Source organism: Micromonospora sp. NPDC047467 (genome assembly GCF_040643095.1).
Taxonomy (GTDB): Bacteria; Actinomycetota; Actinomycetes; order Mycobacteriales; family Micromonosporaceae; genus Micromonospora.
The window spans coordinates 416845-431273 of record NZ_JBEYTO010000003.1 but is presented as its reverse complement, the minus strand read 5'-3'; the positions used below and the strand labels follow the sequence as shown (position 1 = coordinate 431273).

Sequence of the window (14429 nt, the reverse complement as noted above, 5' to 3'; positions counted from 1 at the left end):
GTTGACGAGGCCGACTGGCATTCGCCCCCACTTTTGGCGACCCTCGGCACGGGCATATAGCAGGTGCATCGCGTGTTGTCTCATGTCAGGATTACGTTCTACTTATCAAAACGGACAGGAGAACCGCTTGCGAGACCAGGAGAGCTTCGTCGGGGTCGAGGACGAGCTCGACGACGTCACCACCGGCGAGATGGAGCTGTCGGAGCGGCAGTCCCTCCGACGCGTCCCGGGCCTGTCAACCGAGCTCACCGACGTCACCGAGGTGGAATACCGCCAGCTGCGGCTGGAGCGGGTCGTCCTGGTGGGCGTCTGGACCGAGGGCACGGTCACCGATGCGGAGAATTCCCTGACCGAGCTGGCCGCGCTCGCCGAGACGGCGGGCTCGCAGGTGCTCGAAGGGTTGATCCAGCGCCGCTCGCGTCCCGACCCGGCCACCTACATCGGCCGGGGCAAGGTCGAAGATCTTGGCGCGGTGGTGCTCTCCACCGGCGCCGACACGGTCATCTGCGACGGTGAGTTGTCCCCGTCACAGCTGCGCAACCTGGAGCAGCGCACCAAGGTCAAGGTTGTCGACCGGACGGCGCTGATCCTCGACATCTTCGCCCAGCACGCCAAGAGCAAGGAAGGCAAGGCGCAGGTCGAGCTGGCCCAGCTCCAATACCTGCTGCCCCGGCTGCGTGGTTGGGGTGAGACGCTGTCCCGGCAGACCGGCGGTAGTGGTCGCGGCGGCGGCGCTGGCGGCGGTGTGGGTGTGCGTGGTCCCGGTGAGACCAAGCTGGAGACCGACCGGCGACGCATCCGCCACCGCATCTCCCGGCTACGCCGCGAGATCAAGAGCATGCGGACGGTACGCGTGACCAAGCGCTCCCGCCGTTCCCGCAACGCCATCCCCGCGGTGGCCATCGCCGGCTACACCAACGCCGGCAAGTCCAGCCTGCTCAACCGGCTCACGGGTGCGGGCGTGCTGGTGGAGAACGCGCTCTTCGCCACGCTGGACCCGACCACCCGCAAGGCCACCACCTCCGACGGGCGGCTCTACACCCTCTCCGACACCGTCGGCTTCGTACGGCACCTGCCGCACCAGATCGTCGAGGCGTTCCGCTCGACGCTGGAGGAGGTCGCGGAGGCGGATCTGGTGGTGCACGTCGTCGACGGCACCCACCCGGATCCCGAGGAGCAGGTCCGGGCGGTCCACGAGGTGCTCGCCGAGGTGGGCGCGGACCGGCTCCCCGAGCTGCTGGTGGTCAACAAGACCGACGCGGCCGACGAGGACACGCTGCTGCGGCTCAAGCGGCTCTGGCCGGACGCGATCTTCGTCTCGGCGCACTCCGGGCGGGGCATCGACGGTCTGCGCGAGGCCATCGAGGAGCGGCTGCCGCAGCCTGCGGTGGAGGTCCGGGCGGTCCTGCCGTACGACCGGGGTGACCTGGTGTCCCGGGTGCACCGCAGCGGTGAGGTGCTGAGCACCTCGCACCTGGCGGAGGGCACGCTGCTGCATGTCCGGGTCAGTGCGGCGCTCGCCGCAGAGCTGGCGCCGTTCGACGTCGAGCGACAGGGGCAGGCGGCCGTCAAGCTGTCCTGATTGGTCCCGGCGTCATCCACCCGAAACGTGCGGCATGCGACACTGGCCGAATGCGCCGCGTCGTTTCCTCGGTCACGGTTGCCCTCGGCCTGCTTGGGGCAACCGTGGCGCTTGCCGGAGTGGCCGTAGCCGCTCCCGCTCCCGGGCCGTCCGAGCCGCCCGCTATCACCCCCGGCAAGAAGCGGTGCACGGTCACCGACGAGCGGCTGCGGGAGTTGTCGGGTCTGGTGGCGACCAAGACCGGCTACATCGTCATCAACGACAGCACCGAGATCGCGGCGCGCAAACGGGTCTTCTTCCTGGACAGCAAGTGCAAGATCGCGAGGGAGCCGGTCCAGTATTCGGGAGCCGGCCCCTTCGACACCGAAGACCTGGCGCTCTCCCCAAACGGCGCGACCCTCTGGATCGCTGACACCGGTGACAACGTTACCGCCAAGGAACGCCGCAAGCGCGTGGCGCTCTGGTCGATGCCGGTAACCGGCGCCAAGCAGCCCGTGTTGCACCGGCTCTCGTACCCCGAGGGGAAGCCGCACGACGCCGAGGCGCTCCTCATCGGCGACGACGGCAAGCCGTTGATCATCACCAAGGTGACCAGCGGCAAGGCCGAGATCTACACCCCGGCGGCGGCCCTGAAGACCGGTGACACCGACCCGGTGCCGATGCGCAAGGTCGGCGACATCGCACTGCCCGCGACGGAGACCGACAACCCGCTCAACACGTTCGGCCGGGTCGCGATCACCGGTGCGGCCCGCTCCCCGGACGGCGCGCGGGTCGTCCTGCGTACCTATGCGGATGCCTTCGAGTACGACGTAGCCAGCGGTGACATCGTCGGCGCGCTCACGACCGGAAAGCCCCGGGTGACGCCGCTGGCCGACCCGTTCGGCGAGGCGATCAGCTACACCCCGGACGGCAAGAGCTTCGTCACCGTCTCCGACGGCGGCCAGTTCAGCGAGGACGACCCGGTCGACATCCTCAGCTACACGCCGTCCACCTCGACGGCTGTGCCGTTGGCGGCCGATGCCGCCGTCAAGCCGGCCGCCTCGCGGTCCTGGTTCGACGGGCTGAGCTTCGACGAGATCACCTACCTGGTCGGCGCCGTCGGCCTGGTCGGCCTGCTGCTGGTCGGCGCCGGCATCATCGGCATCGTGCGGGCCCGCCGCCGGCCGCCGGGCGAGGGGTCCGAACGGTCGGATCCGGACGGCGATCCCCTCGACCCGGCCCCAGGGCGGGGCGACGATGGTCGCGCAGCCGACGACCGTCGTGGCGGCGTCTACGGCGGTGGCGCACCGGCGGGCGGCGCGGTCTACGGGGCCGGCGCGGGCCGTGGTGGCCCGGCGCCGGCGGCCGGAGCGGTGTACGGCGGTGGCCGTCCGGCGGCGGCCGACGCCGGCGGCGGCTACGGTGCTCCCCTGCCGGGCGGTGCCGCCGGTGCCGGTGGCGGCGGTGTCTACGGTGGCGGTCGTGCGCCGGGCGCTGGCGGCGGTGGCCGACCGGCAGGCGGGGGCGGTCGCCCTCCGGGTGGTGGCGGTGGTCGGCCCGGCGGCGGTGTCTACGGCGGCGGCGGTGGCCAGCCCAGCGGAGGTCGGGGCGGCGGTCAGCCCGGAGGCGGTCGGGCCGGCGGTCAGCCTGGAGGCGGTCGCGCAGGTGGCCAGCCCGGCGGGGGTCGGGCGGAGCCTCCCCGGCGCGGCGGGCAGGACCCGGACTACCGGGGTCAGCGGTCCCCTCGCAGACGTGACGAAGACGCGCCTGTCGACCCGTACGGGCCGTATCCGGGAGGCGGTCGAGGCCCGCACCGGGGCGACCGCTACTGACGCTTCAAGAGCCGGGAGCAACGCGCGATCGGTCGCGCGGGTGAGCGCCGTGGTGGCACTCACCCGCGGGCCGGTCAGATCCGGCGCAGCACCGCCACGACCCGGCCCATGATGGTGGCGTCGTCACCGGGGATCGGGTCGAAGGCCGGGTTCTGCGGCATCAGCCAGACATGGCCGTCGCGTCGCCGGTAGGTCTTGACGGTCGCCTCGCCGTCGAGCATGGCGGCCACGATCTCGCCGGAGTCGGCGGTCGGCTGCTGCCGGACCACCACCCAGTCGCCGTCGCAGATCGCCGCGTCGAGCATCGAGTCACCCTTGACCTGGAGCATGAAGACCTCGCCCTCGCCCACCAACTCGCGGGGGAGAGGGAAGATGTCCTCCACGGCCTGCTCGGCGAGGATCGGCCCACCGGCGGCGATCCGCCCGAGCATCGGCACGTAGGCCGGAGTCGGTCGCTGGGCGCGGGACAGCTCGTCGTCGATGGCCTCGCTGGGGGCGCGGACGTCCACGGCGCGCGGCCGGTTGGGGTCGCGGCGCAGGAAGCCCTTCTTCTCCAGCTCTTTGAGCTGGTAGGCGACGCTGGACGGCGACACCAAGCCGACCGCCTCGCCGATCTCTCGGACGCTCGGCGGGTAGCCGTGGCGCTCCACCCAGTTGCGGATGAATTCCAGGATGCGGCGCTGGCGGGCGGTCAGGTCGACCGTCGCCGGGTCGGGAAAGGTGCTGACCACCGGGGTGACCGGGCGCACGGCGGGCTGGCCCGTCCGGCTGCGCGCGGCACTGCGGCGTCGGGTGGCCGGCGGACCCGCGTCGGTGATCTGTTGCGGGCTCTTCGGCCGGCTGGCCCGGTCCTCGGTCACGTCCGTCCTCCCTGGTCGGCGCTGGGGTGCCTCGTCGGCTCGTGGTGCGTGCGGTGGTGCGCTGACGGTGCTGCGGAGCCGGGTGTGCTGAAGATCCAACGCGCCCGGCTGTTCCTGACCGTATAGGTGAGATCGGTCATTTTCAAACATCTGTACGACCTCTCACCGGCGTGTCGGGGTGAAAAACCACTCCGGTCGTACGGATGTTCTGATAAATGGTACGTCGGATAGCACTGATGTTCGATTGGTGACCCGTTTGCGGGCGACGCCACACTGTTGACCGGTAACCCGGCAGCGGCCTCGGCGTTGGGTCTTCCGGCGGGAGTGGTGGGCGCGGATGACCGGATGGTCCGTGACGCGCCGGACACGCCGGCCAACTTGACCCGGGTTCGTCAGCGACATACGGTCAACCCCTAGATGTAGTAGTGACATGGGCGTAAGTTGCCCACAGGTTGGGTCCGACTACCGACCGCACTCCCGCAGCGCCGACCACGGCGGGCGTCAGCTCAGCTGGCACCGTCGTGTCGAGTCGTGCCCGGAGGTGCCCGGTACGCCCGTGGTTGATCATGATTAGGAGGTTGGCGATGCGGTGTCCGTACTGCCGATACGCCGACTCCCGCGTGGTCGACTCGCGGGAGGCCGACGACGGCCAGTTGATCCGACGGCGACGCTCCTGCCCGGAGTGCGGCAAGCGGTTCACCACCGTCGAGGAGGCGGTCCTCGCGGTCGTCAAGCGCAGCGGGGTGACCGAGCCGTTCAGCCGGACGAAGATCATCGGCGGGGTGCGCAAGGCGTGCCAGGGCCGGCCGGTCGACGAGGACTCGATCGCGCTGCTGGCCCAGAAGGTCGAGGAGACCGTGCGGGCCAAGGGCGCGGCCGAGATCCCCAGCCACGACGTGGGGCTGGCGATCCTGGGCCCGTTGCGGGACCTGGACGAGGTGGCGTACCTGCGGTTCGCCAGCGTCTACCGGTCCTTCGACTCGCTGGCCGACTTCGAGCAGGAAATCGAGACATTGCGTGCCGCCGCCCGTGCGCGTGCGGGCGCGGCGGAGGCCGGGGCGACGGGGGCCACCGGCCGTACCAACTGAGGTTTGTGTTTTTGCAGGTAGACGTGCGGCGGGATGACCGCGCGGACGAGGGGGCGGATGAGATGTCGGGGGATGGTGTGACGACAAGCAGGTCACGAAGCAAGGCCGGCGCGAGCGCGGGGCTGAAGATCGAGCGGGTGTGGACGACCGAGGGGGTCCACCCGTACGACGAGGTCGCCTGGGAGCGCCGCGACGTCGTGATGACCAACTGGCGGGACGGCTCGATCAACTTCGAGCAGCGTGGCGTGGAGTTCCCGGAGTCGTGGAGCGTCAACGCGGCGAACATCGTGACCACCAAGTACTTCCGGGGCGCGGTGGGGACCCCGGAGCGCGAGTGGTCGCTCAAGCAGTTGATCGACCGGGTGGTCACCACCTACCGCACCGCTGGTGAGGAGTACGGCTACTTCGCCAACCCGGCGGACGCCGAGATCTTCGCGCACGAGCTGACCTGGATGCTGCTGAACCAGGTGTTCAGCTTCAACTCGCCGGTCTGGTTCAACGTCGGCACGCCGTCGCCGCAGCAGGTCAGCGCCTGCTTCATCCTCGCCGTGGACGACTCGATGGACTCGATCCTCGACTGGTACAAGGAGGAGGGGCTGATCTTCAAGGGCGGCTCCGGCTCCGGCGTCAACCTGTCGCGGATCCGCTCGTCGCGTGAGCTGCTCTCCTCCGGTGGCACCGCCTCCGGCCCGGTCAGCTTCATGCGCGGCGCTGACGCGTCCGCCGGCACCATCAAGTCCGGCGGCGCGACCCGGCGGGCGGCCAAGATGGTCATCCTCGACGTGGACCACCCGGACATCGAGGAGTTCGTGGTCACGAAGGCGCGCGAGGAGGACAAGATCCGCGCGCTGCGGGACGCCGGCTTCGACATGGACCTTGGCGGCTCCGACATCGTCAGCGTGCAGTACCAGAACGCCAACAACTCGGTGCGGGTCTCCGACGAGTTCATGACGGCGGTGCAGAACGGCGGCGGCTTCGACCTGCGCGGCCGACTGGACGGCTCGGTGATCGACACCATCGACGCCAAGAAGCTGTTCCGCACCATCTCTCAGGCCGCGTGGGAGTGCGCCGACCCGGGCCTGCAGTACGACGACACGATCAACGACTGGCACACCTGCCCGGAGACCGGCCGGATCACCGCGTCGAACCCGTGCTCGGAGTACCTGCACCTGGACAACTCCTCGTGCAACCTGGCCTCGCTCAACCTGATGAAGTTCCTCCGCGCCGACGGTGGCTTCGACGTGGAGAAGTTCGTCAAGTCCGTCGAGTTCGTCATCACCGCGATGGACATCTCGATCTGCTTCGCCGACTTCCCGACCGAGAAGATCGGTGAGACGTCCCGCGCCTACCGGCAGCTCGGCATCGGCTACGCCAACCTGGGCGCCCTGCTGATGGCCTCCGGCCTGCCGTACGACTCGGAGCAGGGCCGCTCGGTCGCCGCGTCGATCACGTCGCTGATGACCGGCACCGCCTACCGCCGCTCGGCCGAGCTGGCCGGCGTCGTCGGCGCGTACGACGGCTATGCCCGCAACGCGGAGCCGCACAAGCGGGTCATGCGTAAGCACGCCGCGGCCAACGACGAGATCAAGCCGACCAGCCCGGTGGCCACCGCGATCGTCCGCGAGGCGACCAAGCAGTGGACCCAGGGCAACAAGATCGGTGACAAGTTCGGCTGGCGTAACGCGCAGGCGAGCGTCCTCGCGCCGACCGGCACGATCGGCTTCATGATGGACTGCGACACGACCGGCGTGGAGCCGGACCTGGCGCTGGTCAAGTTCAAGAAGCTGGTCGGCGGCGGCTCGATGCAGATCGTCAACCAGACGGTTCCGCGCGCCCTGCGCAGCCTCGGCTACCCCGAGGAGCAGGTCGAGGCGATCGTCGAGCACATCGCCGACAACGGCCACGTGGTGGACGCCCCCGGCCTCAAGCCGGAGCACTACGCGGTCTTCGACTGCGCCATGGGCGAGCGGACGATCGCCCCGATGGGCCACGTGCGGATGATGGCGGCCATCCAGCCGTTCGTCTCCGGCGCCATCTCCAAGACGGTCAACATGCCGGAGGCGGCCACCGTCGAGGACGTCGAGAAGATCTACTTCGAGGGCTGGAAGCTCGGCCTCAAGGCGCTGGCGATCTACCGGGACAACTGCAAGGTCGGCCAGCCGCTCTCGGTGGCGAAGTCCAACAAGGCCACCGAGCTGGCCGCCGTCGAGACCGCCACGGCCGCGCCGGTGGTCGAGAAGGTCGTCGAGTACCGGCCGGTGCGTAAGCGCCTGCCGAAGAAGCGCCCGTCCGAGACGGTCAGCTTCTCCGTCGGTGGCGCCGAGGGCTACCTCACCGCGTCGTCCTACCCGGACGACGGCCTCGGTGAGGTCTTCCTCAAGATGTCCAAGCAGGGCTCGACCCTGGCCGGCGTGATGGACGCCTTCTCGGTGGCCATCAGCATCGGCCTTCAGTACGGCGTGCCACTGGAGACGTTCGTCAGCAAGTTCACCAACATGCGCTTCGAGCCGGCCGGCATGACCGACGACCCGGACGTGCGGATGGCAGCCTCGGTGATGGACTACATCTTCCGTCGCCTGGCGCTGGACTTCCTGCCCTACGAGCGCCGCGCCGAGCTGGGCATCTTCACCGCCAGCGAGCGGGCCGCCCAGCTGCGGGCCGAGGCCGACGCGGAAGCCGCCGGGGTCACCGGCGCCGAGCTCACCGCGATGGCGTCGTCCGCGCCGGTGGCGGCTCCGGCCAAGCCGGAGGCCGTCGCTCAGCCGGCCCAGGAGATGGCCGAGGTTGCCGCCGCCAAGCCGGCTCCGAGCGTGGGTTCCAGCACCGAACTGCTGGAGGCCGTCATCGGCAAGGCCGCCGACGCACCGCTCTGCTTCACCTGCGGTACGAAGATGCGCCCCGCCGGTAGCTGCTACGTCTGCGAGGGCTGCGGCTCCACCAGCGGCTGCAGCTGACGTACGCGATAAGCGCTGCCCCGGCCTCCTTCATCGTCGGTCGGGGCAGCGCCGTTTATAAGCTCCCTGGCTCGCGAGGAACGGCAGAGGCGGATGTCGCCCAGCAGATCCTCGGTCCCCGGTGGGTCACAGGTGTGGGTGTGGACCTCGCCATGGCAATATCAGGGTGATGACACGAACGTCGAGCCGGTGGCATTGGCCATGGGTGGCAGGTCTTGGAGTGGCTGCCGGGGTCGCGACGGCGGTGTTCCTCCGGCACCGCTTTCCGAAGCTCATCACCAGCGAAGATATCGCCATCACCGCAGCCGGCATCACGCTCATGACCGCGCTGCTGGCGTTTGCGTCAGCTAAGGCATCACAAAAGGCCGCGTCAGAGTCGCGCAGAGCGCTGCAGCTCCACTACCAGCCTGGAAGGATTCGTGTCGAGTTCACAACGCGCGATCCAAAAAACCCGGCGGTTCCTGCCTCCTCCCCGGCACCTTTGCGCGTCTCACTGGTCTTCTGGCCCGGGATCCAGTCAGCATACGAACTGATATGGGTGGACGACGACGGTCAGGCGCACGCCCCTACCCACGTGACGCCTCCAGTCCAAGGTGAGGTTAACTGGGACGCGGGCTGGTTCCTCCTCGCCGGTGTATCCGCCGAGGAGGGATCGGGACAGAACAACCCGCGCCTCCCTCTCGGCCTGCAGAGGCTTCAGATCGAGTGCCGTGACGACCGGCTGGGCACAAAGTGGCGCGCAGTCAAGAGTTGGCCTGCGGGTTCGGAACCCGGCACGTGTGTGCTCAGCTTCGAGCCTGTGGACGACTGAGGTTTTCCGGGGCTGGCCCGCAGCGACCCGACAGGGCCGAGCGGGCGCTGTCAGAGGCAGAAGAGCATGCCGGTGTGCTTTTCTACCGCAACGTCGCCGGCTGAACAGGCGAGGCGCTCTGCCTACCGGCTGGCCAGACGGATTGTCGAGGAGAACACCTTCGCTTGCTCCCCGACTACGCCGGTAGTCCACACCGACCGATAGAAGTCCCACCAGCGCGTTAACGAGCCCACAATCACATGGTTGATGCCGGCCCGCGCCTGCCGGAACTCCTCCTCCGTGTTGATCTTTTCGACCAGGCCCGGCTCTGCGGTCATGATCTCGCTGACCATATCCAGCCACAGAAAATGCGGTGCACGCTCGATCTGCGGCTGTTCGCCCAAAGAGTCGAGGAAGTAGAATCGGCCGGCGTCACCAAAGCGCTCAAGTGTAGCTAGCGCGACTGCAAGAATCTTGTCGCCGTCAACCCGAGCAGCTTTCTCTTGTACATCGCCTGGCGCAGTTCCGCTGTTCAGGTCGAGCAGGTCGCGAGCCGTTTTGTCGGCGGTCGCCACGCGGTGGCCGATGTCTCGCCTCATGTATCCCTGCCTTGGCCACGGATTTCCGCGATCGAGATGGGCGAGCCCGACCGTTAGCTTTAGCAGCTTCTCGGCGCCCAAGGCGAGCAGCGACATAGCGGCGACGGCGGCGGTGTAGTCACGGGTGATGTTCTCGGTGATCGCTAGGCCATGGGAAAAGAGCACGGCCGCATCGTTGGCCTCGTTGTCGAGGTTGATATTCCACCTGCTGTCCCCTGAGTTCACGATCCGAGGGTAGAGGTACGGTCCAGTGACTTTGGCCCCGCACGCAGTCTCGCTACGCGTTGCCGTCATGCTGGTGATTCCGCTGGCAGCCAAAAAGGAGCCTCGGACCCGCCGGCGGCGGCCTTGCCTCCTACGCTACGTCGATCTAGCTCGGTATTGACGCTCGATTCTGCGTGCGAACTGATTCGATCATCGCTCAAAGGCAGGCGCGGCCGGAGTAGCCACCTGGAGCGCGCACCGGATCCTACGGGCCCTTTCCTCTGGAGAGGTCCGGTGCGAAGCTGCTCTTCCGAGATGGCTATTGCCGCCGCAGCCGGTCGAGGAGGTTCGTGACGATGGTGAACGGACACGGACCGGAGCAGGCAAACGATCGGCGCGGGGAATTGGTCGTGCGGGCTCTTGCGTCACCGCCAGACCACGGCAAACCTCTGAGCTTCGGGTCTTGGGCTACCGGATGCTACGTACGAACCCCGTCCATGCGCCTCTCGTGAAGCGAAGGGTCGACCCGTTGGGGTCCTTGCTGTCGCGCACCGCGATGCTCGTATCTAGTTCGGCAACCTCGACACAAGCGCCGCCGTTGTTGTCGCTGTAGCTCGACTTACGCCAGACCAGGCGATTCGAGGTCTCCATGATCACTCTCTCAGGTCTGTTGCCGCTCCACGTCGTCCGCCATCCTCAGGATGAGCTTGCGCGACTCTACCGGCCCGAGAGCGGCTGCCCGGAGTCGGTCCCACAGTCGAGTGTAGGCCCGTACGGCGTCGGGCCGGTCAAGGTAATCAGCGTCGGTGAAGGTCTCGACGTAGATCACGTCCGATGCGGCGTCGTCACCGAAACGCAGGATGATGAAGCTGAACGAGGCCGTCTCGTAGGTCTGCGCGTCGAACGGGAAGACCTGGAGCGTGACGTTGGGCTGTTTGCCGACCTCAGCCAGGTGTAGAAGTTGGCTGCGCATCGTTGCCCCGTCGCCGATGCTTCGCCGCAGCGCCGACTCGCTGAGAATGAAGCTCAGGTCAGGTCCGTCGTCCTGCCGCAGGATCGACTGTCGTTCCATGCGGATGGCAACCTGCCGGTCGACCTCATCGGCGGGCGGCCGTGGATAGGCGATCGCATTCATGGCACGGATGTACGGCTCGATCTGAAGGACGCCCGGGATGACCTCCGGCTGGTACCAACGAATCTCCGACGCGTCACCTTCGAGGTCCAGGTACTGGCGGAACCAGTCCGGCACAGCGTTGCGGTAGGTGCTCCAGCGACCGCGCTGCCGCCCTGCGCGTGCGAGGTCGCGTAGCGGCTCGGCTTCATCACCCCGGATCCCGTAGAGATTGAGCAGCAGGTTCAGGTCGGTGAGCTTGATCCCGGACTGTCCAAGCTCGACCCTGCTGATTTTGCTTGCTGCCGCGTCGATGACAGCAGCCGCCTCGTCCTGCGTCTTGCCTGCACCTTCACGAGCCCGTTTGAGAGCAAGGCCGAGGCGCCGTCGCTGGATCGTCGGGTTCACCACCGGCTGATTATGGCCCGGTCGTAGCCGGACATCGCGACACGCCGCGAAGAGGTTCCCAAATTAGGAGTCCAACTTCTAGCCTGGTTGTACTTCCAAAATAGGAGTCCAACTTTGGAGCCTTATGGGATCGCGTGTGCCGTACGACGACTACCTGCTGGCGGTGGCGATGACTCTGGCTCGGCGGCATCGGCCGGTCTGGTCGTGGCGGCGGTGGCGTTGGATCTGTCGCTGCGGCGCGGACCTGCCCTGTCGTGCCCGGCACCGCATCCCGATCCGTCGAGGCCACTGGCCAGGGGAGGAGCAGGAGTGACCGAGGACCAGGTCGGGCAGATCTTGTCCCTTCACCTGCCCGGCGTCGACGGGCTCTGTGCCGGTTGTCGCTGGTGGTGGGCGCGGCTGTCCCCGTACCCCTGTTATCAGGCGGAATGGGCGACCCGCTGGCACGCCCGGGTCGCCACCCGGCGTTTCCTGGACGGCCTGCGGTGACCACCCACGGCCCGGTTCTTCCGGTGTGGACGTGCGGGGGCTGCGCAGCGCCCTGGCCGTGCCGGACCCGGCGCACCGAGTTGCGCGCCGAGTTCGACGGCGCTCCGGTGTCGCTGGGCCTCTACATGGGGTCCTACCTGGTCTGGGCGGCCGAGGACCTGACGTGGGTGCCCGCCGGGCTGCTGCATCGCCGCTTCCTGGGTTGGGTCCGGTGAGCCTGATCCGGCGGGGTGACGAGCGGTTCCACTACAGCGACAACTCGCACCGGTGGATTCCGCCGGACCCCGACTATGACCAGGAGGCCTGGGACGAGATGGTCCGGCAGCACCAGCGTCAGCACCTGGAGGAGATATCCCGGCGACGAAAGTCAACAAGATCAATTGATGAGAAGTAGGTGTCCGGGCCGCCGTTGACCTACTTTCGCAAGCTAAACGGTGCGCGACGACCCCAGGCAGACGATCGTCGCGTCGTCGGTGGCGACGCCGTCGCGGACCTCGGCCTCCCTGACCCGGCGGATGACCTCGCCGGGTCCGTCGGTGTCCAGCAGGTGCAGCAGCCCCGCCCAGTCGGTGAGCCCGAAGGTGTCCACCAGTCGGCTCGCGCCGTTGCTGAGCAGCGCCGCCACGGTCACCTCGTCCGCCGGGCAACTGCCGGTGATCGCCTCGTCCACCACCCGCGGGTCGTCCTTGGCCACCCAGAAGCCGCCCGGGCTGTTCCGGTGCGCCCGCAACTCCAGCAGCAGCCGCCGGTACTCGTCGCTGCCCTCGGGAATGCCCTTGAGCCGGGCCTCGAAGGACCGGGCGATCACCACCTCGCGCGGATCGTGGGCGACGAACGGCTCGCCCCCAGCCCGGCCGAGGACCACCACCGCGTCACCGAGGACCAGGTGCTCGACGAGCCCGCCGGAAAATCGGAGCATCGCCACGGCGGCGTACGGGCTGATCGAGTGGGCGACGTCGCACGTGTCGCGATGCTCGTCGGTGATCCGCTCGATGCTCTCGGCCAACACGTCGCGCAGGCTCCGATCCACCGACAGCGCGCCCAGGAGGGCACCGCCGAGGCGGGTGGCGTACCAGGCCACACCGTGATGGCAGACTTTCTCGGCGCTGGCGATGCCACCCGCGCCGTCGACCAGGACCATGCCGCACGGGACGGCGCCGGCGAAATCCTCATTGGTACGCCCAGGGTGTCCCGCATCGGTCGCCATCGCTACCCGCATCACCTGATCATCACACGGCACGGCCGGCTCAGGGTTGGGCGAACAGGGGGCCGTAGTTCGACCGGAACATCTGCTCGCCGAGGCGGCGCATCACCAGGTCGCGCAGCGCGGGCGGGAGCCCGGTGGCCTTGTCCCGGCGGTGGGTCTGGGACAGCACCCATCCGGTACGCGGGCGGCGCCGCACCTCGTATCCGCGCACCGCCTCGGCGACGGAATCGGCGGTGGCCAACGACGAAGCGAGCACGACGGCGTCCTCCAGGGCCATCGCCGCGCCCTGGGCCATGTTCGGTGAGGTGGCGTGGGCGGCGTCACCGATCAGCAGCACCGGCCCTCGGGACCACGAATCGAGCACGACCTCCTGGTTCGGCCCGGCGTGCAGGGTGCTGTCGTCGTGGTCGAGTGCCTTGAGCATGGTGGCGGCCGGCTCGGGGAACGACTCGGCCACCTCGTCGCGCCAGCCGGGGCGGTCGGCCACCGGGCCGTCGTTGTAGTAGCAGTACGTCTGCTCGGCGCTGATCGGGATCGTGAGGAACTGCCTGCCGCGCCCCAACTGCACCGACCAGACCGGCTCGTCGTCGATCCGGGGCGCGACCCACCGGTACGCGTACTGGCCGAGGTTGCGGGCCGTCTGGCCGTCGAAGGCGAGCCGCCGGACGGTCGAGTTCACGCCGTCGGCGCCGATCACCAGGTCGTACCGTTCGGTGCTGTTGTCGTCGAACTCGACGGCGACCCGCTCGCCCTCCTCGACGAGCGTGACCGGCTGGCGGCCCCAGCGGATCGGGGTGTCGCCGACGCCGTCGAGCAGCACCCGGTGCAACTGCGCCCGGGGCAGCGACACGCAGGGTCCGACGCCCTGCCACAGGGCGGCCACGTCGATGTCGAAGAGGCCGCGCCCGCGCTGGTTGGCGCTGCGCTGCCGGGTGATCTCCACGGCGATGTCGGCGACCGGCTCCCGCAGACCGAGTACGCCGAGCATGCGGGTCGCGTTGCCGGTGAGATAGATGCCGGTGCCGGAGTCGGTCGGCCCAGCGGCCCGCTCCACCACGTCGACCGTCGCGCCCCACTCGCGCAACGCCGCGACGGTCGCCAGCCCCGCGATTCCACCGCCGACGATCAGTACCCGTAAACCGTGACCCCGCACGACACATTCCTCCCCGTTGCCCCTGCCGCTCACCGTCCGGAGCGCCGCAGCACTCTACGAGGCGGGCACGGCGGCGCACGGGCACGGGGGCCGAAGTGTGAGGAACGGGGTTCATTGTCGGATCGCTGGTCGCCGCCCATCGTGTCGTAGCCGCTCTCGCTCTGCTTCCTTGA

General features: G+C 68.7%; 14 protein-coding genes. 8 read left to right on the top strand and 6 right to left on the bottom strand.

Annotated features, from left to right (window positions below; translation table 11 throughout):
* Positions 1 to 127 precede the first annotated feature (127 nt).
* Positions 128 to 1582, top strand: a complete 1455-nt coding sequence (hflX, locus tag ABZ780_RS10690; protein ID WP_357012264.1) for a GTPase HflX — start codon at positions 128 to 130, stop codon at positions 1580 to 1582.
* A gap of 50 nt (positions 1583 to 1632) precedes the next feature.
* On the top strand, positions 1633 to 3393 hold the full coding sequence (locus tag ABZ780_RS10685) for a hypothetical protein (RefSeq protein WP_357012266.1): 1761 nt from the start codon (positions 1633 to 1635) through the stop codon (positions 3391 to 3393).
* Between the two features lie 74 nt (positions 3394 to 3467).
* Here ABZ780_RS10685 and lexA read toward each other — a convergent pair whose 3' ends face one another.
* Positions 3468 to 4253, bottom strand: coding sequence for a transcriptional repressor LexA (gene lexA, locus ABZ780_RS10680; protein ID WP_357012268.1), 786 nt, complete (start codon positions 4251 to 4253; stop codon positions 3468 to 3470).
* Positions 4254 to 4837: 584 nt separating this feature from the next.
* On the opposite strand from lexA, the gene nrdR reads away from it, so the two are divergent.
* From nrdR to ABZ780_RS10665, 3 genes are all read left to right on the top strand, one after another.
* Positions 4838 to 5341, top strand: a complete 504-nt coding sequence (gene nrdR, locus ABZ780_RS10675) for a transcriptional regulator NrdR (protein WP_357012270.1) — start codon at positions 4838 to 4840, stop codon at positions 5339 to 5341.
* 62 nt (positions 5342 to 5403) lie between these two features.
* Positions 5404 to 8295 (top strand): vitamin B12-dependent ribonucleotide reductase, encoded by a 2892-nt coding sequence (locus tag ABZ780_RS10670; protein ID WP_357012272.1) that lies wholly within the window; start codon positions 5404 to 5406, stop codon positions 8293 to 8295.
* A 220-nt stretch (positions 8296 to 8515) separates the two neighbouring features.
* Positions 8516 to 9106, top strand: coding sequence for a hypothetical protein (locus ABZ780_RS10665; RefSeq protein ID WP_357012275.1), 591 nt, complete (start codon positions 8516 to 8518; stop codon positions 9104 to 9106).
* Positions 9107 to 9228: 122 nt separating this feature from the next.
* Here ABZ780_RS10665 and ABZ780_RS10660 read toward each other — a convergent pair whose 3' ends face one another.
* The 3 genes from ABZ780_RS10660 to ABZ780_RS10650 all read right to left on the bottom strand — a co-directional run bounded on the left by ABZ780_RS10660 (position 9229) and on the right by ABZ780_RS10650 (position 11410).
* Complete coding sequence (locus ABZ780_RS10660; protein WP_357012277.1) at positions 9229 to 9909, bottom strand: hypothetical protein; 681 nt, start codon at positions 9907 to 9909, stop codon at positions 9229 to 9231.
* 447 nt (positions 9910 to 10356) lie between these two features.
* Complete coding sequence (locus ABZ780_RS10655; protein WP_357012424.1) at positions 10357 to 10539, bottom strand: DUF397 domain-containing protein; 183 nt, start codon at positions 10537 to 10539, stop codon at positions 10357 to 10359.
* 10 nt (positions 10540 to 10549) lie between these two features.
* Entirely contained in the window at positions 10550 to 11410 is an 861-nt protein-coding gene (locus tag ABZ780_RS10650; protein WP_357012279.1) for a DUF5753 domain-containing protein, read from the bottom strand.
* A gap of 306 nt (positions 11411 to 11716) precedes the next feature.
* Between ABZ780_RS10650 and ABZ780_RS10645 the strand changes: the two genes are divergently transcribed.
* From ABZ780_RS10645 to ABZ780_RS10635, 3 genes are read left to right on the top strand one after another with little or no spacing between them, the layout of a single operon-like run.
* Entirely contained in the window at positions 11717 to 11896 is a 180-nt protein-coding gene (locus ABZ780_RS10645; protein ID WP_357012282.1) for a hypothetical protein, read from the top strand.
* Positions 11893 to 12111, top strand: coding sequence for a hypothetical protein (locus ABZ780_RS10640; protein WP_357012284.1), 219 nt, complete (start codon positions 11893 to 11895; stop codon positions 12109 to 12111). Before ABZ780_RS10645 ends, ABZ780_RS10640 begins: the two co-directional genes overlap by 4 nt.
* Positions 12108 to 12290, top strand: a complete 183-nt coding sequence (locus tag ABZ780_RS10635; protein WP_357012286.1) for a hypothetical protein — start codon at positions 12108 to 12110, stop codon at positions 12288 to 12290. Before ABZ780_RS10640 ends, ABZ780_RS10635 begins: the two co-directional genes overlap by 4 nt.
* A gap of 33 nt (positions 12291 to 12323) precedes the next feature.
* Here ABZ780_RS10635 and ABZ780_RS10630 read toward each other — a convergent pair whose 3' ends face one another.
* Positions 12324 to 13115: a hypothetical protein gene (locus ABZ780_RS10630; RefSeq protein WP_357012288.1), complete on the bottom strand. Its 792-nt coding sequence runs from the start codon at positions 13113 to 13115 to the stop codon at positions 12324 to 12326.
* A gap of 28 nt (positions 13116 to 13143) precedes the next feature.
* On the bottom strand, positions 13144 to 14256 hold the full coding sequence (locus tag ABZ780_RS10625; protein WP_357012290.1) for an FAD-dependent monooxygenase: 1113 nt from the start codon (positions 14254 to 14256) through the stop codon (positions 13144 to 13146).
* Positions 14257 to 14429: the final 173 nt, after the last annotated feature.